Raw genomic sequence first — 19145 nt, 5'->3', positions numbered from 1 at the left:
ATCAGGCGTCTGCGGCAACCCGCATCGTGACGATCGTATCGGGATCGCGCACCGGCTCGCCGCGCTTGATCTTGTCGATGTTGTCCATGCCTTCGATGACCTGGCCCCAGACAGAGTACTGCTTGTTAAGCCACGGCGCGTCGGTGAAGCAGATGAAGAACTGCGAGTTGGCCGAGTTCGGCATCTGGCTACGGGCCATCGAGCACGTGCCGCGAACGTGGCTGACGTTCGAGAATTCGGCCTTCAGGTCCGGCTTTGAGGAGCCGCCCATGCCGGCACGGGCCGGGTTGAAGTGCTCGCCGCCGGTCTTGCCGTACTGCACGTCGCCGGTCTGGGCCATGAAGTCCTCGATCACGCGGTGGAATACCACGCCGTCATAGGCGCCTTCGCGGGCCAGTTCCTTGATGCGGGCGACATGCCCCGGCGCGACGTCGGGCAGAAGCTCGATGACGACTTTGCCCTTGGTGGTCTCCAGGATGATCGTGTTTTCCGGATCCTTGATCTCGGCCATGGGTTTTCTCCTTCTGTTGATTTTACTTGCCGACCTTGACGCTGATCATGCGGTCGGGATCGGTGACGGAGCCGTTGTTGGCGTCGTCGCCGAGCTTGATCTTGTCGACATTCTCCATGCCGGAGACGACCTTGCCGACGACCGTGTACTGGCCGTTGAGGAAGTCGCCCGGGGCGAACATGATGAAGAACTGCGAATTCGCGCTATTCGGGTCCTGCGAGCGGGCCATGCCGACCGTGCCGCGTTCAAACGGGACGTCGGAGAACTCTGCCGGGACGTCCGGACGCGACGAACCGCCGGTGCCGGCAGCCTGCGGCTGGTAGCCGTTTTCCATGTCGCCATACTGCACGTCGCCGGTCTGGGCCATGAAGCCCTTGATCACGCGGTGGAAAGCGACGTTGTCGTATTCACCGGCCGCGGCCAGCGCCTTGATCTGCTCGACATGCTTCGGCGCGATGTCAGGCCTGAGTTCGACGACGACCGGACCATCCTTGAGCGTGATGGTGATGAAGTTGTCGGCCGCTTGCGCAAGCGCCGTGCCCGTGAAGGAGGCAAGCGCGATGGCGCCGGCAAATGCGAGGTGGAGGATTTTCATGGTTTCTCCCTGCGTGGTGAATTTGGGGCCGCCCGTCAGGTGCGGCGTTTGGCCTGCAGTGCTTCGTAGACGGACTTGGGCACGAAGGCACTGACGTCGCCGCCCATGGCCGCGATCTGGCGGACCAATGTGGCCGTAATGGGCCGTGATGCCGTGCCCGCCGGCAAGAACAAGGTCTGGATATCCGGCGCCATCTGCCGGTTCATACCGGCCATCTGCATCTCGTAGTCGAGGTCGGTGCCATCGCGAAGGCCGCGCACAAGCAGCTTTGCGCCGCGCTCTCGCGCCGCATCGACGACCAGATTGTCGAAGGAAACGACATCGATGTCGCCTGCCCTGTCCGGCAGAAATTCCTGGAGCGAGCGGCGGATGAGCTCGGCGCGTTCGTCGAAGGAGAAGAGTGGTGCTTTGCCGGGGTGGATGCCGATCGCGACAATGACTTTCGCCGCCACGTTCAGCGCCTGCACGAGCACATCGAGATGCCCGTTCGTCATCGGATCGAAGGAGCCGGGATAAAATGCCGTGGTCATCGCACCTGTTTCCGTTTGGTGAAGCCTTTTGTCACGGACGGCGACAGATCGCAAGAGTTGTACGGCGCTTGACCCTGTTCCCTGGGAAACAGCGGGACAGAAAGAATGAATGCTAGATGAATGCCATGTTCAACGGTGCTTCACAGCAAAGACGTTAAGTGTAGTGCCAGTAACAACGGAACTTTTTTGAACGTACTGCCGTTTAGGATGCGAAAGGATTACGGCTATGGGACTTGCTCTGTTTTCGATGGCGATGTTTTTCGCGATGATCTTTGCGACGATACATGGACTGCGCAACGAGTCCCGTGACCGGCGCGAGCGCTACGCGACCCAGAAAATCTTCCGTTGATGGAGGGCACTATGGCCACCCTATTCATGATCGCGGCAGCGGTCATCAGTCTCGTACTCTTGATCGACTTTGCCCGGACGATACGCGACCTCCAGCGCGATCGCCAGGGTTCGGAACGGCTCGACGGCTTCAACGTCTAGCAGTTCCAAAGCTTCGTAAAACGAAGCGTGTAGTAAGCGGCCGTCGTTCCCTTCCCCTGAGGCGACCGCCATTGTAAGCCGGACGGCATCCCCTGCCCGTCCGGCTTTTTCTTTGCTCTTCTTCGCCCCAAGTCAGGCGCCCTTGGCGGCAGCCTTCGCCGTGATCTCGCCGAGCATCCGGAAGAAGCGCCAGTTCAACAGCACCGCGGCGGCTGCAAGCCCGAGGACGAAGCCGAACCACACGCCGATCCCGCCGAAATTGAAGGGAAAGGCAAAGAGCCAGGCGCAGACGAAGCCGATCGGCCAATAAGAAACCATCGCCAGCAGCATCGGCACCTTTGTGTCCTTCAGGCCGCGCAGCATGCCGGCGGCGATCGCCTGCATGCCATCGACGAGCTGAAACGCACCGGCAATGACAATGAGCGGAGCCGCGAAGGCAAGCACCGCCGCAGCGTCCGGACGGGCTGTGTCGAGATAAAGGGCAGCCAGTTGGCTGGGGAAGAATGCGAAGATGGCGCTGCCGACAATGGCAAAGCCGGCGCCGAGCACCAGCGAAGCGATCGCCGCGCGCCGAACGCCCAGGAGGTCACCGCGGCCATAGGCAAGCCCGACCCGCACCGTGGCGGCCTGCGCAAGCCCGAGCGGGATCATGAAGGCCATCGAGGCGAATTGCAGCGCGATGCCGTGCGCCGCAAGCTCGACCGTGCCGATCGTGCCCATCAGCAGCGAGGCGACGGTGAACAGGCTGACCTCGGCAAGGATCGTCAGCGAAATCGGAATTCCGAGAAAAACGACTTCGCGGAAGGCGACCCAGTCGGGCCGCCAGAAGCGGACGAAGAGTTCGTACTGGTTGAGCTCCGGCTTGCTCTTGATATAGCCGATCGTCAACGCCGCGCCGAGCACGGCAACGCCAAGCGCTGCGACCGCCGCACCGAAGATGCCGAGTTTCGGGAAGCCGAAGTGGCCGAAGATCAGCACGTAGCAGAGCGCGGCATTGAGCACGAGCGTCGCCAGCGTGACATAGAGAATGATCCCTGCCCTCTCCAGGCCACTTAGGAAGGCCCTCAGCACCATGAAGATGAGGCCGGGGAAGATCGCCCATTGCGCGATGCGGACATATTCTCCTGCAAGGGCTGCGACCTTGGGCTGCTGGCCGGCAAATAGCAGGATCGGCTCGGCCATCCAGAGGATCGGCGCGGTCAACAGGCCGTAGAGCATCACCACCCACATGCCCATGCGCACCGAGCGGCGCACCGAAACCTTGTCGCCACGGCCGACGGCCTGTGCTGCCATCGGCACCACCGCATTGGCAAATCCGTTGCCGAAAACATAGACGGTGAAATACATCTGGGTCGCGAGGATGATCGCCGCGAGCTCGGTGGCGCCGAGCTTACCGACCATCAGGACGTCCGTCGTGTTGATCGCGAGCTGCGCAAGCTGCGCACCGATGAACGGCACGCCCAGATAGAAGCTCGCGCGATAGTGCGTCCGCCAGGAATTGTCGGTCGTCAACGGTATCGGGCTCGCATTCGCGGTCAGCATGGCAGATTCCTGGCAGTCAATGCGGCTCCGGGCCGCAACCGAAGATCGGGGGGAGGAATCCGGAAATAGAATACCGTCGGGCAAAGAGCCAGCCGCAAGGGCGAGGTTGCTCAAAGTTTCATCGATAGATCACGAAAATTGATCAATTTCCGTGCAATCGTGGCCGCTCCATCGCCTCTGGCTCGTCCGGCGCTACGGCGTCGGCCGGCCCGACATTCTCTGCGCCTTGCGGTCCGACCGCCCTGCTTCTCGGTATCTTCAGGAAGAACACGATAAGCGCGCCGACGAGGAAGCAACTGGCGAGTGCATAGGGCGCGCCGGCAAAGGCGACGGGCGCGGCAGGGCTGGTGAAATAACCGAAGGCCTGGGTGAAGATCAACGGACCGATGATCGTGGTGATGCTGCCGATGCTGGTCAGCGCGCCCTGAAGCTCGCCTTGTGCCGACGACGGCACGTGGGCCGCGGCGATACTGCGCAGCGGCGGATCGGCGAGGCTTTCGAGCGCGGTCGCGATGATCACCGCATAGATCATCCACCCCTGCCAGGCGCCGGCATAGCCGATGGCTCCGAGCGTGGTGAAGGTCAGGCCGAGCACGGCCGTGCGCCACTCCCCAAGCCGCGGCACCACGCGCGGCAGGATGACGGCCATGACGAAGGCACCGCCGATACCGAAGATCCCGAGCGAAAGTCCGATCTGCCCCTCGCTCCAGCCGTAGCGGTAGCTGGAAACGAAGGACCAGACGGCCGGATAGACCGAATGGGCAAGCCAAAAGAGAAAGAACACCAGCCCCACCCAGCCGATGCCGGGGTAATTGCGCATCTGCTTGAGGGCGCCGAGCGGGTTGGCGCGTTTCCACTCGAAGCGGCGGCGGTTGGCGCTGTCGAGCGTCTCGGGTAGCAGGAATACGCCAAGGATAAAGTTGACGAAGGACAGCGCTGCCGCGCCGTAGAACGGGACCCGCGGGCCGAGTTCGCCAAGCAGACCGCCAAGCACCGGCCCGAGCGCGAAGCCGGTACCAAAGGCAATGCCGATCAGCCCGAAATTCTTGGCTCGGTTCCCGTCATGACTGATGTCGGCGATGTAGGCCGATGCCGTGCCGAAGCTGGCGCCGCTGACGCCGGCGAGTACACGACCGATGAACAGCATCCAGTAGCTGGTGGCGAGCGCGCAGATCAGGTTGTCGAGCGCGAAGGTGAAGACGGATGCGAGCAGCACCGGGCGGCGGCCGAATCGATCGCTGAGATTGCCGATCAGCGGCGCAAAGAGAAACTGCATCGCCGCATAGACGAGCAGCAGCCATCCACCATCGATCGCCGCCTCGCTGACATTGGCGCCGGTCAATTCCTCGAGATAGGCCGGCAGCACCGGCACGATGATTGCGATGCCGATGATATCGAGAAACAGGATGAGGAAGACGAGGAACAGGCCGCGTCGCACAAATTTCTCGTCGCGCATGCGATCCCTCCCCGGCGGCCTGCCCCGGGAAAAGAGACAGAACGTGAACAACGCTACCAATTTAGGTGTAACGGATCATTTCGTACGAAACAATCCGTGAACGTCTCAAATTTTCTGATGGGACTATCGCAATGGTTGATAGGTCGAGCGATCTACAGCCTATGCCTCAGCGATGATCCCGCCGCTGTTCGCGCTTCAGGAAGTCCACGAAGGCACGCAACGCCGCCGGCATATGCTTGCGGCTTGCATAATAGAGAAGCGGACCGGAGAAGCTCGTCGTCCACGCCTCAAGGATGAGCACCAGGCGACCTGCGGCGACCGCGGGCGCAATGAACTCCTCGAAGGTCCGGATCACGCCAAGGCCGTCGATGGCCGCCCCGATTTCGAGATCGATCGTGTTGGCGGTGACGACGGCTGGCGGCGCGATCGTCAGCGCCGCCTCGCCCTCGCCGAACTCCCAGGGAAGCGAGAAGCCGCTGGCGAAGCCGTGGCGAATGCAGGCGTGTTCAAGCAGGTCGCGCGGATGGCCGGGCACGCCGCGCCTTGCGAGATAGTCCGGCGCCGCGGCGGTGACATAACGCTGGCGGCTCGGCCCGATCGGGATCGCGATCATGTCGCGCTCGACGCGTTCCTCGTAGCGGACGCCCGCATCGAAACCGGCAGCGAGGACATCGACGAAACCGTCCTCCGCCGTCACCTCCAGGGAAATTGCCGGGTGCTCGCGCAAGAACCGGCCGATGATCGGTGGTAGAATTTCGCGCGCGACGATGGTCGGAACGTTCAGTTTTAGCGTTCCCGCCGGACTGTCGCGCATCTCGTTGACCTGATCGAGCGCACCGGCGATCTCGCCGAGGGCCGGCGTCAGCCGATCGAGCAGCCGCGTGCCCGCCTCCGTCAGGGTGACGCTGCGGGTCGTGCGGTTGAGCAGGCGCACCTGCAGCTTCGCTTCAAGGCGGCGGAGCGCCTCGCTCAGCGCCGACGCGGAAACGCCGCGCTTCTTCGCAGCCGCGCGGAAACTCCGCGCCGCGGCCACTGCGGTGAAGGCATCGAGATCGGCAAGCGGCAAGTCGTCCATTGTGCGGAATTTCGTACAAGTCGTTCGATTGAGATCGGATTATCGCACGGCATCGGACGAAGTAAACAGGAGACCGAGCAAACGGCCGGCTGGTTTTCGGCCTTGTCGAAGGAGAACGAAGATGGATTACGTTTCACTCGGAAAGTCCGGTCCCTCGGTTTCGGCGCTCGGCCTCGGTTGCATGGGCATGTCCGGCATGTACGGCCCTGCGGACCGGGCCGAAAGCATCGCCACGATCCATGCAGCGCTGGAAGCCGGCATCACGCTGCTCGACACCGGCGATTTCTACGGCATGGGTCACAACGAGATGCTGATCGGCGAAGCGTTGAAGGGCGGAAGGCGCGACAGGGCGCTGCTGAGCGTGAAGTTCGGCGCCCTGCGCGATGCCGCCGGCAACTGGTTGGGCTACGATTGCCGGCCCAAGGCCGTTCGCAATTTTCTCGCCTACACGCTGCAGAGGCTCGGCGTCGACCATATCGACATCTATCGTCCCGCCCGGCTCGACCCGGATGTGCCGATCGAGGACACCATTGGCGCAATCGCCGATCTGGTGAAGGCGGGTTACGTCAGGCATGTCGGCCTCTCGGAAGTCGGATCAGAAACCATCCGGCGTGCGGCGGCCGTGCATCCGATCGTCGACCTGCAGATCGAGTATTCGCTGATTTCGCGCGGCATCGAGGATGAAATCCTGCCGACCTGCCGCGAACTCGGTATCGGCATCACCGCCTACGGCGTCCTTTCACGCGGGCTGATCAGCGGCCATTGGCAGAAAGGCGCGGCCGGCAAGGGCGATTTCCGCGCCATGAGCCCGCGGTTTCAGGAAGACAACATCGATCGAAACCTCGCCCTCGTCGAGGCTTTGAGACGAATCGCCGAAGGCAAGGGCGTGTCGGTGGCACAGATCGCGATCGCTTGGGTTGCGGCCAAGGGCAAGGACATCGTACCGCTCGTCGGCGCGCGGCGGCGCGATCGACTGGCAGAGGCCCTGTCGTCGCGCGACGTCCATCTCAGCGCAGACGATCTGGCGGTGATCGAACAGTCAGTGCCGAAGAATGCGGCAGCCGGCGCGCGGTATCCAGAAGCCCAGCTCGCCCACATGGACAGCGAGCGCTAAGCCACAAACGAAAGGGCCGGCAGACAAGCCGGCCCTTTCGAATGATTCTGGTTCAAAGAAATCAGGCCGCGCCCGAGAAAGTATCACAGGCCGTCATCTTGCCGCTGTCGAAGCCGCGCTTGAACCAGCGCATGCGCTGCTCGGAGGTCCCGTGATTGAAGCTCTCGGGAACGACATAGCCCTGCATGCGCTTCTGCAGCGTATCATCGCCGATCTGGGTGGCCGCGTTCAGCGCCTCTTCAAGGTCGCCCTGTTCGAGCAGGCCCTTCTGCTGGGTATACTTGCCCCAGACACCGGCGAAGCAATCGGCCTGCAGTTCGACGCGCACCGACATCTGGTTGGCTTCGGTCTCGCTCATCGACTGGCGCATCTGGTTGAACTTCGGCAGAACGCCGATCAGGTTCTGGACATGATGGCCGACCTCATGCGCGACGACATAGGCCTGGGCGAAATCGCCGGCCGCATCGAACTTCTGCGCGAGTTCGTCGAAGAAGCTCATGTCGAGATAGACCTTGCGGTCGCCCGGGCAATAGAACGGCCCGGAGGCAGCCGAAGCAAAGCCGCAGGCAGAACGCACCTGGCCACGGAAGAGCACCATCTTCGGCTCTTCATACTGCTGGCCGTTTGCCTGGAAGATGCCGTTCCAGGTGTCTTCAGTCTCGGCGAGCACCGTCGCCATGAACTGCTTCATTTCCTCTTCCTGAGCGGATCCGCGCGGTGCCGGCGAACCATCGCTCTGCTCGAAGCCCGGCATCTGCACCTGGCCGCCGCCGCCTTCCAGCACCTGCAGCATGTCGATGCCCATGGCCTTGAGGATGAAATAGAGCACGACGAGGAAGATAATCGTACCGAAGCTCATACCGCCTCCGGCGCGCCGCATGCCGCCGCCACCGCCTGGCATGCGGAAACCGCCCCCCCGCCCAAACGGGTTGCCGCCACCGGGGCTCGCGCCGCGCTGGTCTTCGATATTGTCGGATTGGCGGCGGCCCTTCCATTCCATGATCTGTCCTCCCCGGCCTCTGAAAGGCGTTGTCGGTCTGCTCTTTTATAAGACGGCCCTAACGTCGTTGTAAAACGCAATCGCGCCCCGTAAGTTCGCGATCTCACCAATCTTTTTGACAAGGCGACCACTTCGCCAAGGCGCTGCCGGCAGCCGGGCCGCCGGCCCGACCGGCCGCCCTCTCTTGAGCAGCCGCGCTCGCCTTGACGCAAACCTGCTTTGCGGCTCCTATGCCCATGCGGACAGGACGAGGAGGCAGGGCGATGAAGGCATTGCGGCTCGAAGGTATCGGTCAGCTGCGGGTCGCAGAAGTGCCAAAGCCCCTACCCGGCCCGGACGATCTGCTGGTGCGGGTCGAAGCCTGCGGCATCTGCGGCACGGACCGGCATCTGCTGCACGGCGAATTCCCCTCGACCCCGCCGGTGACGCTCGGCCACGAATTCTGCGGCATCGTCGAGGCGGTGGGAAGCAGGGTCTCCGATATCGCAATCGGCGCGAGAATCACTGGCGACCCCAACATCGCTTGCGGTACCTGTCCGCAATGTACCGCCGGGCGCATCAATCTCTGCCGCAATCTCCGGGCGATCGGCATCCATCGTGACGGTGGTTTTGCAGAATACGTGGTTATGCACCGCAAGCAGGCTCATGACATACCACTGAGCCTCGACCCCGTTCATGGCGCCTTCTGCGAGCCGCTCGCCTGCTGTCTGCATGGCGTGGATATGGCGGGCATTCGCGCCGGCTCCTCCGTCGTCGTCCTTGGCGGCGGTGTGATCGGCCTACTGGTCGTACAGCTCGTCCGCCTCGCCGGCGCAACGACGGTCATTCTTTCCACACGACAGGCGGCAAAGCGCCGTCTTGCCGAAGAGGTCGGCGCAACGGCGACGGTCGATCCTTCCTCTACTGATATCATCGAACAGATCGCCGGTGACACCGGGCTCGTTCCCGGCGGGGTCGATGTCGTCATCGAATGCGCCGGCGTTGCCGAAACCGTCATGCAGTCGACTCGCCTTGCCAGGTCCGGTGGCACCGTCGTGATCCTCGGCGTCATGCCGAAGGGCGAGACCGTGGAAATCGAACCGTTCGACATTCTCTTTCGCGAACTGCGGGTGCTCGGATCCTTCATAAACCCCTTCGTCCACCGCCGTGCAGCAGACCTCGTCGCCTCAGGCGCCATCGAGATCGACAAGTTGATCTCGCGGCAAGTGACGCTCGGCGAAGCAGCCGACGTCATTGCGCATCCGCCGGCGGCCGGAGAGGTCAAGGTTCTCGTCATCCCCGGCCGCCCCTGACATTCCCGGCGCTGTTTCGCCGCGCGCGAAGCGCGCTGCATGGCCGGAGGTGCGCAAATATGGCTGGTTCCTGTCGATTCCGGAATTTTCGGGGTTTCGCTTGCAGAAACATTTGCCTATAAGCCGCTTCTAGCCTGAAAAGACCCATCAATGCGTGCCCGGCCGGTGACCTCCCACCTCGGCCGGTTTTTCGCGCAGCTAGAAACGGATGATCGACCATGCCGAAGCGCCAAGATATCAAGTCCATTCTTATCATCGGCGCGGGGCCGATCGTCATCGGTCAGGCTTGCGAATTCGACTATTCCGGCACCCAGGCCTGTAAGGCGCTGAAGGAGGAAGGCTACCGCGTCATCCTCGTCAACTCCAACCCGGCGACGATCATGACCGATCCGGGTCTGGCGGACGCAACCTATGTCGAGCCGATCACCCCGGAAGTCGTCGCCAAGATCATCGCCAAGGAGCGCCCGGACGCGCTGCTGCCGACCATGGGCGGCCAGACTGCGCTCAACACGGCGCTCTCGCTGCGCCGCATGGGCGTTCTCGACCGCTACAATGTCGAGATGATCGGCGCCAAGCCGGACGCCATCGACAAGGCCGAAGACCGCGCCCTCTTCCGCGAAGCCATGGCGAAGATCGGCCTCGAAACGCCGAAGTCGCGGCTGGCGAATGCCACCGACATCAAGGACCATGACCGCAAGACGCACGAGGCCGAGCGCGCCGAACTGAAGAGCCGGCTTTCCGGCGCCGAGCTCGACAAGGCGCTCGATGACCTCGAGAACCAGTGGAACCTTGGCGAAGGCGACCGCAAGCAGCGCTACATGAACCACGCGATGGCGATTGCCGCGCAGGCGCTTGACGATGTCGGCCTGCCCGCCATCATCCGTCCGTCCTTCACGCTCGGCGGTACCGGCGGCGGCATTGCCTATAACCGCACGGAATTCTTCGACATCGTCGGCAGCGGTCTCGATGCGTCGCCGACCACCGAAGTGCTGATCGAAGAATCGGTGCTCGGCTGGAAGGAGTACGAGATGGAAGTGGTCCGCGACACGGCGGACAACTGCATCATCATCTGCTCGATCGAAAACATCGACCCCATGGGCGTGCACACCGGTGATTCGATCACCGTTGCGCCGGCGCTGACGCTGACCGATAAAGAATATCAGATCATGCGCAACGCCTCGATCGCGGTTCTGCGCGAGATCGGCGTCGAGACCGGCGGCTCGAACGTGCAGTTCGCCGTCAATCCGAAGGACGGCCGTCTCGTCGTCATCGAAATGAACCCGCGCGTGTCGCGCTCGTCGGCCCTCGCCTCCAAGGCGACCGGCTTCCCGATTGCCAAGATCGCGGCGAAGCTTGCGATCGGTTACACCCTCGACGAACTCGACAACGACATCACCGGCGGCGCGACCCCGGCCTCGTTCGAACCGTCGATCGACTACGTCGTCACCAAGATCCCGCGCTTCGCCTTTGAAAAATTCCCGGGCGCATCGCCGGTTCTGACCACCGCCATGAAGTCGGTCGGCGAAGTCATGGCGATCGGCCGTACCTTTGCCGAATCGCTGCAGAAGGCGCTGCGCGGCCTCGAGACCGGCCTTACCGGCCTCGACGAAATCGAAATCCCCGACATGGACGAGAACGGCGATGGCCGTAACGCCATTCGTGCGGCGATCGGCACGCCGACGCCGGACCGACTGCGCATGGTTGCGCAGGCGCTGCGCTTTGGCATGAGCGAAGCCGAGGTTCACGAGGCGAGCAAGATCGACCCGTGGTTCATCGCCCAGTTCAAGGCGATCGTCGACATGGAAGCACGCATCCGCGAGCACGGCCTGCCTGCCGATGCCGAGAACCTGCGCATGCTGAAGGCGATGGGCTTCTCCGACGCCCGCCTGGCAACGCTCGGCGGCAAGCGCCCGAAGGAAGTGGCGGAACTGCGCAATGCGCTTAATGTCCGCCCGGTCTACAAGCGCATCGACACCTGCGCTGCCGAATTCGCCTCGCCGACCGCCTACATGTACTCGACCTACGAAACGCCTTTCGTCGGTGCCGCCCGCTCGGAAGCTGAAGTGTCTGACCGCAAGAAGGTCGTCATTCTCGGCGGCGGTCCGAACCGCATCGGTCAGGGCATCGAGTTCGACTATTGCTGCTGCCACGCCGCCTTCGCGCTGAAGGATGCCGGCTACGAAGCGATCATGATCAACTGCAACCCGGAAACGGTCTCGACCGACTACGACACCTCCGACCGCCTCTACTTCGAGCCGCTGACGGCCGAAGATGTAATTGAGATCATGCGCGCCGAGCAGGAAAAGGGCGAACTCGTCGGCGTCATCGTCCAGTTCGGTGGCCAGACGCCGCTGAAGCTCGCCGAAGCGCTGGAAAAGAACGGCATCCCGATCCTCGGCACGGCACCCGACGCGATCGACCTTGCCGAAGACCGCGACCGCTTCCAGAAGCTTCTGATGAAGCTCGACCTCAACCAGCCGAACAATGGCATTGCCTACTCGGTCGAGCAGGCCCGCCTCGTCGCTGCCGAAATCGGCTTCCCGCTGGTCGTGCGCCCGTCCTACGTTCTCGGCGGCCGCGCCATGCAGATCATCCATTCGGAAAGCATGCTGCAGAGCTACCTGCTCGACACGGTTCCGGGCCTCGTTCCTGAGGACATCAAGCAGCGCTATCCGAACGACAAGACCGGCCAGATCAACACGCTGCTCGGCAAGAACCCGCTGCTCTTCGACAGCTACCTGACCAACGCCACGGAAGTCGACGTGGACTGCCTGTGCGACGGCAAGGATGTCTTCGTCTCGGGCATTATGGAGCATATCGAGGAAGCCGGCATCCACTCGGGCGACAGCGCCTGCTCGCTGCCGGTACACACGCTCGACAAGGACATGGTCGACGAACTCGAGCGCCAGACGGCAGCCCTTGCCAAGGCGCTCAATGTCGGCGGCCTGATGAACGTGCAGTTCGCGATCAAGGACGGCACGATCTACGTGCTCGAAGTCAACCCGCGCGCTTCGCGTACCGTACCCTTCGTCGCCAAGACGATCGGTGCACCGATCGCGAAGATCGCGGCCCGCGTCATGACCGGCGAAGCGCTCGATGTCGCGATCGCCGCCTATGGCGAAAAGCCGGATCCGCGCAACCTCAAGCACATCGCGGTCAAGGAAGCAGTCTTCCCGTTCGCACGTTTCCCCGGCGTCGATACGCTGCTTGGCCCGGAAATGCGCTCGACCGGCGAAGTCATCGGTCTCGACACCGACTATGCACTGGCCTTTGCCAAGTCGCAGCTCGGCGCCGGCGTCGACCTGCCGCGCGATGGAACAGTGTTCGTTTCGGTGCGCGACGAGGACAAGACCCGGGTGTTGCCGGCAATCCGCATCCTCGTCGACATCGGCTTCAAGGTCATGGCGACCAGCGGCACGGCTCGATTCCTCGGTGAACACGGCATTGCCGCCACCAAGATCAACAAGGTTCAGGAAGGTCGTCCGCACGTCGAGGATGCGATCCGCAACCGTCACGTTCAGCTCGTCATCAACACGACGGACGGCAACAAGGCGATCTCGGACTCCAAGTCGCTGCGCCGCGCCACGCTGATGCAAAAGGTGCCCTACTACACCACCATGTCCGGTGCTGAAGCGGCTGCGCACGCAATCAAGGCTCTGAAGGCAGGCAGCCTCGAAGTGCGCCCGCTGCAGAGCTACTTCAAGGCCTAAGAAAGACCGCGGCGCGCGAAACCCTCGCGCGCCGCCGCCATCCCCGAGGGTGTGATGCGCTTCAACAGCCCGCCCCTCCGCTGAACGCCGCATGAACGACCGGTTCAGCCTGCATTCCCCCCGCACATGTTTCTATGACCCTGCGCACTGAGAGATCGGCGGCTTCGCCGGTGGGCGCGACATGGGGCAAGATCGTGCAACTCTATTTCTTTGATTTGCTGTGGGGCGACGAGCACTTCGTCGATGAAGACGGTATCAGCCATTTCGACGAGGGATCGGCCCTCTATTACGGCCAGCGGATCGCAGACAAGATCGGCCGCGATGCCGATTATGGTTCGCTGAAGGTCCAGGTCCGTTCCAGCAACCGCAGGCTGCTGGCAACAATCGTGCCCTCCATCGGCCGCGGCGCCGAACAGCGGGCTCTGCTTGCCCGCCGCCAGGTCGGCGCCTCTCTCTACGCTGCAGCCTGAAGCAGCGCCATGAGCAAAGCGCAGGAACATCCATCCTGCGCCTGATCACACTGTTAGTCTGCCGCCAGGGCCTCGGCAGCAGTTCTGCCCCGATCACGACGCGCGTGGCTCGCTGCGAGCCGCACGGTTCTGACGCCCAGATACAGAGAAGCCGTGGAGATCAGGAACGCGACGACGAAAACCGTGAACAAGGCGGCGTGCATCGTGGCAACGTTCGCCTTCTCGTCGAAACCGCGAAGATTGGCCGTCAGCCCGCAGATCGCCGCGCCGATCGCATAACCGGCCGACTGCAACGTCGGCAGAAACGCTGAGGTCTTGTCCCGCTCTCCTCGCAAGGAGACGTCCATCATCAGCTGGCTGAGCGTGCCCCACGACATGCCGAACCCGGCCCCGACCGCGATCTGGCTCGGGAAGACCAGCCGGTAATCGTCGATCGCGAAGGCGATCATCAGACCGGCAAGCCCGAGGCTGAGAAGCGCAGGTCCCGCAGGGATGAGCTTCACGCGCAGAGCGTGCGAGTGCAGGCTTGCGACGGCGATAGCGGTCACACTCCAGGAGATCGCCATCAATGCCGCGGAAAAACCGGCGGCCGTGGGGCTGAAATTCCAGACATGTTGCAGGCCATAAATGAGGTACACCGAGCCGGACGCTTGAGCGAGGGGCATCAGCAGCACGACCCAAAGTCCGGTGCCGAGCGGTTTTGTGAGCTGAAAGGCGCCCGCGGGCAGGATCGGATGCTCCGCCCGACGGTCGGTTGCGACGGCTGCCCCGAGGATGGTCAGAGCCGTCGCCAGCGCAGCCGCCATCAATGGGACGCTGCTCGCCGTATTTGAGACCGATATCAGCAATATGCCGGAACCGACGACGGTCAGCCGCAGCAGCGGGATTGGACGAGGCGTGTCGGTCGATGGCACCTTGCGTGCCGGTACGATCAGCAGAACGAGCGCAACGAAGATGACGGTTGCGGGAACGTTGACGGCGAAAGCCACCCGCCATGACCAGTGTTCCGTCAGGAATCCGGACACGAGTGGCCCGCCAAAGGCCGCCGTTGCCCAGACGATGGCCTCGGCTCCGAATACCTTTGGGACCAGACGCGGCGGGAAGAGTTCGGGAATCAGCGCGTAGCAGACCGCGGCAATGATCCCCTCGCCAAATCCCTGAAACACGCGACCGGCGAGGACCTGCGGCATGCTGCCGGCGGCGGTCGCGATGAGGGTGCCGACGACAAAGATGAGCGCGGCCGTAATCAGCGTCCCTCGTGCGCCGAACCTTGACTTGAGCGTGGCGGCAACAGCGCCGCCGAGAATGGCAAAGACGAGATAGAGCGTGACGGCCCAGGACAACAGCGTAGCGCCGCCGATCTCTTCGACGGCTGTGGGCAGCGCGGTCGCTACGAAAAACTCGTTGAATGCGAACAACGCGACCCCGAGGCAAAGGGCAGCCGTCGTCGCCAGATAGTCCGGCCGCAACAGTTCGCTCCAGCGGCCGTCCTCCTGAAGTGCGGTATTGCCTTCGCCTGCCTTGGTTTCGTCCCTCGCCAGAACCATGCCCAACGTTCCTCGCTGCTATCTCTTCGGAACACCTTTGTTACGACCTCAATCGCGGTTGAGGTAAAGCGCTTTCTGCGTAGCTTGCCACCCCATCGCTTCCTCCACAAGTTGCAGTCGCCTTTCAGGGTTCGGTGGATGATGGCGAAATATCTGGCTTTCGCGCTTCCGTTTCTGCTATAACCAAGGTTCGAAGTTTCGGACGGTTCCGGCGTTTACGCGCCGGAGACCGTTTTCTTTTGCGTTGGCGCCGCCCTAAGGGCGGCGCCTCGTGCTTGATGAAGGACATTGAAATGGTCGAAAAAGTGCCGATGACACAGGGCGGATTCGTCAACCTGCAGGAGGAGCTGCGCTGGCGCCAGCAGGAAGAACGACCGCGAATCATCGAGGCGATTGCCGAAGCCCGTGCACATGGCGACCTGTCGGAAAATGCCGAGTACCACGCTGCCAAGGAAGCGCAGAGCCACAACGAGGGCCGGATCACCGAGCTCGAAGACTTGATCGCCCGCGCGGAAGTCATTGATCTCTCGAAGATGTCCGGCTCCAAGATCAAGTTCGGCGCCAAGGTCAAACTCGTCGACGAAGACACTGAAGAAGAAAAGACCTACCAGATCGTTGGCGACCAGGAAGCCGACGTGAAGGCTGGCCGCATTTCGATCTCGTCGCCGATCGCGCGCGCGCTCATCGGCAAGGAAGTCGGCGATTCCATCGAAGTGAACGCGCCTGGCGGTTCCAAGGCCTACGAAATTCTCGCCGTCAACTGGGGCTGATCAGCCCTAGCCAAGGGGCGAAGCCTGCCTTCGCCCCGTTTCTCCTTTTCAAAAGACGATCGTTGCTCGCGCAAGGAGTGCGCTTTCGTGGCCGATATCCGGAACGTCGAGGTCATCGCTCCCAATTTCAAGCGCCGCCTCTCGGGCGTGACGTCCACCATCATCCAGTTAATTCCGATCCAGCGCGCGCTCGGCGAAAAGATCGCCGTGCTTGGCCCGGGCTTGCCTGACACCCTGCCCTCGATCCGCTTCCGCGATCTATTGCGCCTGTGGAGCGCACCGGACGGACGGCCCTGCCGGGTCTGGCATGCGCGCCGCAATGTCGAAATGCTGCCGGCGATCGTGCTGCGCGACCTGCTCGGCATGAAGCTGAAGATCGTCTTCACCTCTGCGTCGCAGCGCCGCCACACAGGCTGGAGCAAGTTTCTGATTTCGCGCATGGACGCGGTAATCGCGACCAGCGGCAAGACCGCCGCCTATCTGCAGGTGCCGAACACGGTGATCCTGCACGGCATAGATACCAAGCGCTTCCAGCCGCCGGCCGACACAGCGGCAGCCAAAGCTGCGCTCGGGCTCGACCCGGCGCAAAAATATGTCGGCTGCTTCGGGCGGGTGCGTAAGCAGAAGGGCACGGATCTCTTCGTCGACAGCATGATTGCGCTTCTGCCGTGCCGGCCTGGCTGGAGTGCCATCGTCGCCGGTCGCGCCACCGGCCCGCACGTCGCCTTCGAGAACGAATTGAAAGAGCGGGTCGCAAAGGCCGGGCTCACCGACCGCATCCGTTTCGTTGGCGAGCACACCAACATTCCGGACTGGTATCGTGGGCTCGATCTCTTCATCGCGCCGCAGCGCTGGGAAGGTTTCGGGCTGACGCCGCTCGAAGCGATGGCGACAGGCGTGCCCGTTATCGCAACCGACGTCGGCGCGTTTTCGGAACTGGTCGTCGTTGGAGAGCAGGAAACCGGCGCCGTGATCGCCGCCAACGATCTGCAGGCAATGGTCGAGGCAACGGCTGGCTTCATGGACGATGATCATCGCCGGACCTTGGCTGGCGCCAACGGTCTGGGGCTGACCCGCGCATCCTTTGCGATCGAGGGCGAGGCCCGCGCGATCAACGCGGTCTATGAACGCCTGATGCGTCCCTGACAGGCTGCCACCGCGTGGCTGCCTCGCACTAGACTCTCTCAGCGCTTCGAAGCGAAGAGCTTCAGATAGGCGTCGGTAATCGCCTGCTTCGAGAACTGGTTCATCAGGGTCTCGTGCCCACGTTCGGCAAGCCGTTCACCGAGCGACGTATCGCCCGCGATGCGGTCGATTGCCTGGGCAAAGCCGTCAGCGTCACCGATATCGACCATCAAGCCGTTTTCGCCATCGCGCATGAACCATTGCGGCCCTTCTGAACGGCTGGAAACAACCGGTGTCCCTTGCGCCCAGGATTCGAGGATTACGTTGCCGAGCGGCTCGTGGCTCGATGCCATCACGAAGATGTCGGAAGCGGCAAGGAAAGGCCGCGTGTCCTTCTGCCAGCCGGCGAAACGCACGCGCTTTGCCACGCCGAGGTCGGCGGCCAGTTTCTCCAGATTTGCACGTTCTTCGCCATCGCCGACGAGCCACAGATAGGCATCCGGCACCTTGGCGATCGCCTGGATCAGCGTGTGGAAGCCCTTGCGCGGAACGAAGCGCCCCATTGACATGACCACAGGCACGTTCTCAGGCGTGTCGAGCGTGGCGCGGCTGATGGGCGCGACCCGCTCGGTTCCGGTGAAGTTGGAGATGACTTCGACGTCGCGCTTCCAGCCGATCTTGCGCACATGTTCGGCAATGCCCGGCGTGTTGCAGACGAGGCAATCGGTGTTGCGGAAATAGTCGAGCCGCAGCGGATAGTCGCCGAGACGCGAGATCTTGATGCAGCCCTTGTAGTTGGGCATCAGGCGGCTGGCGCGCGGCATCCAGGCAAACAGCGCATCCGGCTTTTCGCGGCGTGCCATGCTGCTGACCTTCATCGGCAGGAGGATCCGGTCGAGCGACAGGTTACGGAAGTTGCTTTCGATGATGCGCGTCGCACCCTCGATGTCCTTCTTCCAGATACGACCATGGCGGATGACCGAGGTCTGCTCGACGCCACGCTCGGCGAGCGCGTTGACCAGGTGGACGAAGAAACGCTCAGCGCCGCCATCCTTGCCGAAGTGAAAATGCATGACTTTCATGAAAACCTCACCGCTTGCTCGCGCGCCGATCCATGTCGTCATGGTTCGGATGCCGCTTGAGCGCGTGCCTCTGATAGATCTTGGCGGCGGTCAGGAAAGCGTACACCGCTCCGGTCATCGCCTCAATGAAGCCTGGAAAACCGCAGCGCCACAGGCCGTTGCGGAAATAAAGCCTAAGGAAATAGAGTGGCGGGCTGAACAGCATTTTGTAAGGGCGCGCCGACTTACCGGCGGCGAACTGCTGATCGGCCTTCAGCGTCGAATACTTGTTTTCCTTGAGGATCTGCTCGTCGATGATCAGCGGCCGATAGTGCAGCAGGCTGCCCTTGGCAGCGGCGCCGACCGCGCCATCCGGCACGATCCCCTCGTGGACTTTCTGATTGAGATCGTATCGTCCCCTGCCCTGGCGGATCAGACGCAGGTTTCGCCGCTCGTGCGCCCGCTCCGGCGTGTAGCCGTAGCCGATGAGGTAGGGCCTGCGCGCGACGCGCCAGCCGACCGTCTCCGGCGGCGCATCGAGCAGCGAGGGCAGCAGTGCCTTCAGCGGTTCGTCCAGGCGTTCGTCGGAATCGATGTTGAAGCACCAGGGCTGCGTACATTGGTCGAGCGCGAACTGCTTCTGGCCGGCATAGCCCCGCCACGGCTCATGCAGGAAACGGATCGGCCAACCCTTGTCGATGTAGGACTGCACGAGTGCTGCCGTTCCGTCGGTCGAGCCGGAATCGACGATGACGATTTCTGAGCACTGCTCGAGGCTCTCGATGCAATTGCCGAGATAGGCTTCTTCGTTCTGGCAGATGATGAAGGCGGACAGCGGAAGCTTGTTCATGGGCGGGC

Annotated in this window: 18 protein-coding genes; 8 read left to right on the top strand and 10 right to left on the bottom strand. The window is 62.7% G+C overall.

Features of this window, described 5'->3' with window-relative positions; translation table 11 throughout:
• Position 1: 1 nt before the first annotated feature.
• The 3 genes from IB279_RS09070 to coaD are packed head-to-tail and all read right to left on the bottom strand — an operon-like array spanning position 2 to position 1636.
• Positions 2-511 (bottom strand): peptidylprolyl isomerase, encoded by a 510-nt coding sequence (locus tag IB279_RS09070; RefSeq protein ID WP_034791362.1) that lies wholly within the window; start codon positions 509-511, stop codon positions 2-4.
• Positions 512-533: 22 nt separating this feature from the next.
• On the bottom strand, positions 534-1106 hold the full coding sequence (locus IB279_RS09065; protein WP_034791360.1) for a peptidylprolyl isomerase: 573 nt from the start codon (positions 1104-1106) through the stop codon (positions 534-536).
• 35 nt (positions 1107-1141) lie between these two features.
• Complete coding sequence (gene coaD, locus IB279_RS09060; RefSeq protein WP_060517145.1) at positions 1142-1636, bottom strand: pantetheine-phosphate adenylyltransferase; 495 nt, start codon at positions 1634-1636, stop codon at positions 1142-1144.
• A 226-nt stretch (positions 1637-1862) separates the two neighbouring features.
• On the opposite strand from coaD, the gene IB279_RS37620 reads away from it, so the two are divergent.
• Positions 1863-1985 (top strand): hypothetical protein, encoded by a 123-nt coding sequence (locus tag IB279_RS37620; protein ID WP_255380879.1) that lies wholly within the window; start codon positions 1863-1865, stop codon positions 1983-1985.
• Between the two features lie 11 nt (positions 1986-1996).
• Positions 1997-2125 carry a hypothetical protein gene (locus tag IB279_RS37615; protein WP_256439259.1) on the top strand — a complete coding sequence of 43 codons (129 nt, stop codon included), beginning with the start codon at positions 1997-1999 and terminating at the stop codon, positions 2123-2125.
• 132 nt (positions 2126-2257) lie between these two features.
• Here the strand turns inward: IB279_RS37615 and IB279_RS09055 are convergent, their stop codons facing one another.
• From IB279_RS09055 to IB279_RS09045, 3 genes are all read right to left on the bottom strand, one after another.
• Positions 2258-3667 carry an MATE family efflux transporter gene (locus IB279_RS09055; RefSeq protein WP_034791355.1) on the bottom strand — a complete coding sequence of 470 codons (1410 nt, stop codon included), beginning with the start codon at positions 3665-3667 and terminating at the stop codon, positions 2258-2260.
• Between the two features lie 142 nt (positions 3668-3809).
• Positions 3810-5123: a TCR/Tet family MFS transporter gene (locus IB279_RS09050; protein WP_060517141.1), complete on the bottom strand. Its 1314-nt coding sequence runs from the start codon at positions 5121-5123 to the stop codon at positions 3810-3812.
• 166 nt (positions 5124-5289) lie between these two features.
• Complete coding sequence (locus IB279_RS09045) at positions 5290-6198, bottom strand: LysR family transcriptional regulator (RefSeq protein ID WP_113188685.1); 909 nt, start codon at positions 6196-6198, stop codon at positions 5290-5292.
• 121 nt (positions 6199-6319) lie between these two features.
• On the opposite strand from IB279_RS09045, the gene IB279_RS09040 reads away from it, so the two are divergent.
• Positions 6320-7312 carry an aldo/keto reductase gene (locus IB279_RS09040; RefSeq protein WP_112975385.1) on the top strand — a complete coding sequence of 331 codons (993 nt, stop codon included), beginning with the start codon at positions 6320-6322 and terminating at the stop codon, positions 7310-7312.
• A gap of 61 nt (positions 7313-7373) precedes the next feature.
• On the opposite strand, the gene IB279_RS09035 is transcribed toward IB279_RS09040, so the two are convergent.
• Positions 7374-8312 (bottom strand): neutral zinc metallopeptidase, encoded by a 939-nt coding sequence (locus IB279_RS09035; RefSeq protein WP_034791344.1) that lies wholly within the window; start codon positions 8310-8312, stop codon positions 7374-7376.
• Positions 8313-8575: 263 nt separating this feature from the next.
• Here IB279_RS09035 and IB279_RS09030 point away from each other — a divergent pair, with 263 nt between their 5' ends.
• From IB279_RS09030 to IB279_RS09020, 3 genes are all read left to right on the top strand, one after another.
• Entirely contained in the window at positions 8576-9604 is a 1029-nt protein-coding gene (locus tag IB279_RS09030; RefSeq protein ID WP_113188684.1) for a zinc-dependent alcohol dehydrogenase family protein, read from the top strand.
• A gap of 218 nt (positions 9605-9822) precedes the next feature.
• Entirely contained in the window at positions 9823-13314 is a 3492-nt protein-coding gene (carB, locus tag IB279_RS09025) for a carbamoyl-phosphate synthase large subunit (RefSeq protein WP_034791307.1), read from the top strand.
• Between the two features lie 134 nt (positions 13315-13448).
• Entirely contained in the window at positions 13449-13784 is a 336-nt protein-coding gene (locus tag IB279_RS09020) for a hypothetical protein (protein ID WP_051659217.1), read from the top strand.
• A 53-nt stretch (positions 13785-13837) separates the two neighbouring features.
• On the opposite strand, the gene IB279_RS09015 is transcribed toward IB279_RS09020, so the two are convergent.
• Positions 13838-15331, bottom strand: coding sequence for an MFS transporter (locus IB279_RS09015; RefSeq protein WP_113188683.1), 1494 nt, complete (start codon positions 15329-15331; stop codon positions 13838-13840).
• A gap of 293 nt (positions 15332-15624) precedes the next feature.
• Here IB279_RS09015 and greA point away from each other — a divergent pair, with 293 nt between their 5' ends.
• A complete protein-coding gene (greA, locus tag IB279_RS09010; protein ID WP_034791305.1) occupies positions 15625-16101 on the top strand; it encodes a transcription elongation factor GreA in 477 nt (158 codons plus the stop codon).
• An 87-nt stretch (positions 16102-16188) separates the two neighbouring features.
• Entirely contained in the window at positions 16189-17247 is a 1059-nt protein-coding gene (locus tag IB279_RS09005; RefSeq protein ID WP_112984228.1) for a glycosyltransferase family 4 protein, read from the top strand.
• 38 nt (positions 17248-17285) lie between these two features.
• Here the strand turns inward: IB279_RS09005 and IB279_RS09000 are convergent, their stop codons facing one another.
• Together IB279_RS09000 and IB279_RS08995 are read right to left on the bottom strand one after the other, a co-directional pair.
• Positions 17286-18308, bottom strand: a complete 1023-nt coding sequence (locus tag IB279_RS09000; protein WP_060517419.1) for a glycosyltransferase — start codon at positions 18306-18308, stop codon at positions 17286-17288.
• Between the two features lie 7 nt (positions 18309-18315).
• Complete coding sequence (locus IB279_RS08995) at positions 18316-19137, bottom strand: glycosyltransferase family 2 protein (RefSeq protein ID WP_034791294.1); 822 nt, start codon at positions 19135-19137, stop codon at positions 18316-18318.
• Positions 19138-19145 lie beyond the last annotated feature (8 nt).

Origin of the sequence: Ensifer sp. ENS06 (assembly GCF_014852205.1) — a bacterium.
In the GTDB taxonomy this organism is placed as follows: Bacteria; Pseudomonadota; Alphaproteobacteria; order Rhizobiales; family Rhizobiaceae; genus Ensifer; species Ensifer adhaerens.
The sequence above is the reverse complement of the archived record's forward strand: the minus strand, read 5'-3'. Positions and strand labels throughout refer to the sequence as shown.

Excerpts from the sequence above, each read along its gene's own strand:
- IB279_RS09070 (WP_034791362.1), bottom strand. The coding sequence starts at position 511 with ATGGCCGAGATCAAGGATCCGGAAAACACGATCATCCTGGAGACCACC.
- IB279_RS09065 (WP_034791360.1), bottom strand. The coding sequence starts at position 1,106 with ATGAAAATCCTCCACCTCGCATTTGCCGGCGCCATCGCGCTTGCCTCC.
- coaD (WP_060517145.1), bottom strand. The coding sequence starts at position 1,636 with ATGACCACGGCATTTTATCCCGGCTCCTTCGATCCGATGACGAACGGG.
- IB279_RS37620 (WP_255380879.1), top strand. The coding sequence starts at position 1,863 with ATGGGACTTGCTCTGTTTTCGATGGCGATGTTTTTCGCGATGATCTTT.
- IB279_RS37615 (WP_256439259.1), top strand. The coding sequence starts at position 1,997 with ATGGCCACCCTATTCATGATCGCGGCAGCGGTCATCAGTCTCGTACTC.
- IB279_RS09055 (WP_034791355.1), bottom strand. The coding sequence starts at position 3,667 with ATGCTGACCGCGAATGCGAGCCCGATACCGTTGACGACCGACAATTCC.
- IB279_RS09050 (WP_060517141.1), bottom strand. The coding sequence starts at position 5,123 with ATGCGCGACGAGAAATTTGTGCGACGCGGCCTGTTCCTCGTCTTCCTC.
- IB279_RS09045 (WP_113188685.1), bottom strand. The coding sequence starts at position 6,198 with ATGGACGACTTGCCGCTTGCCGATCTCGATGCCTTCACCGCAGTGGCC.
- IB279_RS09040 (WP_112975385.1), top strand. The coding sequence starts at position 6,320 with ATGGATTACGTTTCACTCGGAAAGTCCGGTCCCTCGGTTTCGGCGCTC.
- IB279_RS09035 (WP_034791344.1), bottom strand. The coding sequence starts at position 8,312 with ATGGAATGGAAGGGCCGCCGCCAATCCGACAATATCGAAGACCAGCGC.
- IB279_RS09030 (WP_113188684.1), top strand. The coding sequence starts at position 8,576 with ATGAAGGCATTGCGGCTCGAAGGTATCGGTCAGCTGCGGGTCGCAGAA.
- carB (WP_034791307.1), top strand. The coding sequence starts at position 9,823 with ATGCCGAAGCGCCAAGATATCAAGTCCATTCTTATCATCGGCGCGGGG.
- IB279_RS09020 (WP_051659217.1), top strand. The coding sequence starts at position 13,449 with ATGACCCTGCGCACTGAGAGATCGGCGGCTTCGCCGGTGGGCGCGACA.
- IB279_RS09015 (WP_113188683.1), bottom strand. The coding sequence starts at position 15,331 with ATGGTTCTGGCGAGGGACGAAACCAAGGCAGGCGAAGGCAATACCGCA.
- greA (WP_034791305.1), top strand. The coding sequence starts at position 15,625 with ATGGTCGAAAAAGTGCCGATGACACAGGGCGGATTCGTCAACCTGCAG.
- IB279_RS09000 (WP_060517419.1), bottom strand. The coding sequence starts at position 18,308 with ATGAAAGTCATGCATTTTCACTTCGGCAAGGATGGCGGCGCTGAGCGT.
- IB279_RS08995 (WP_034791294.1), bottom strand. The coding sequence starts at position 19,137 with ATGAACAAGCTTCCGCTGTCCGCCTTCATCATCTGCCAGAACGAAGAA.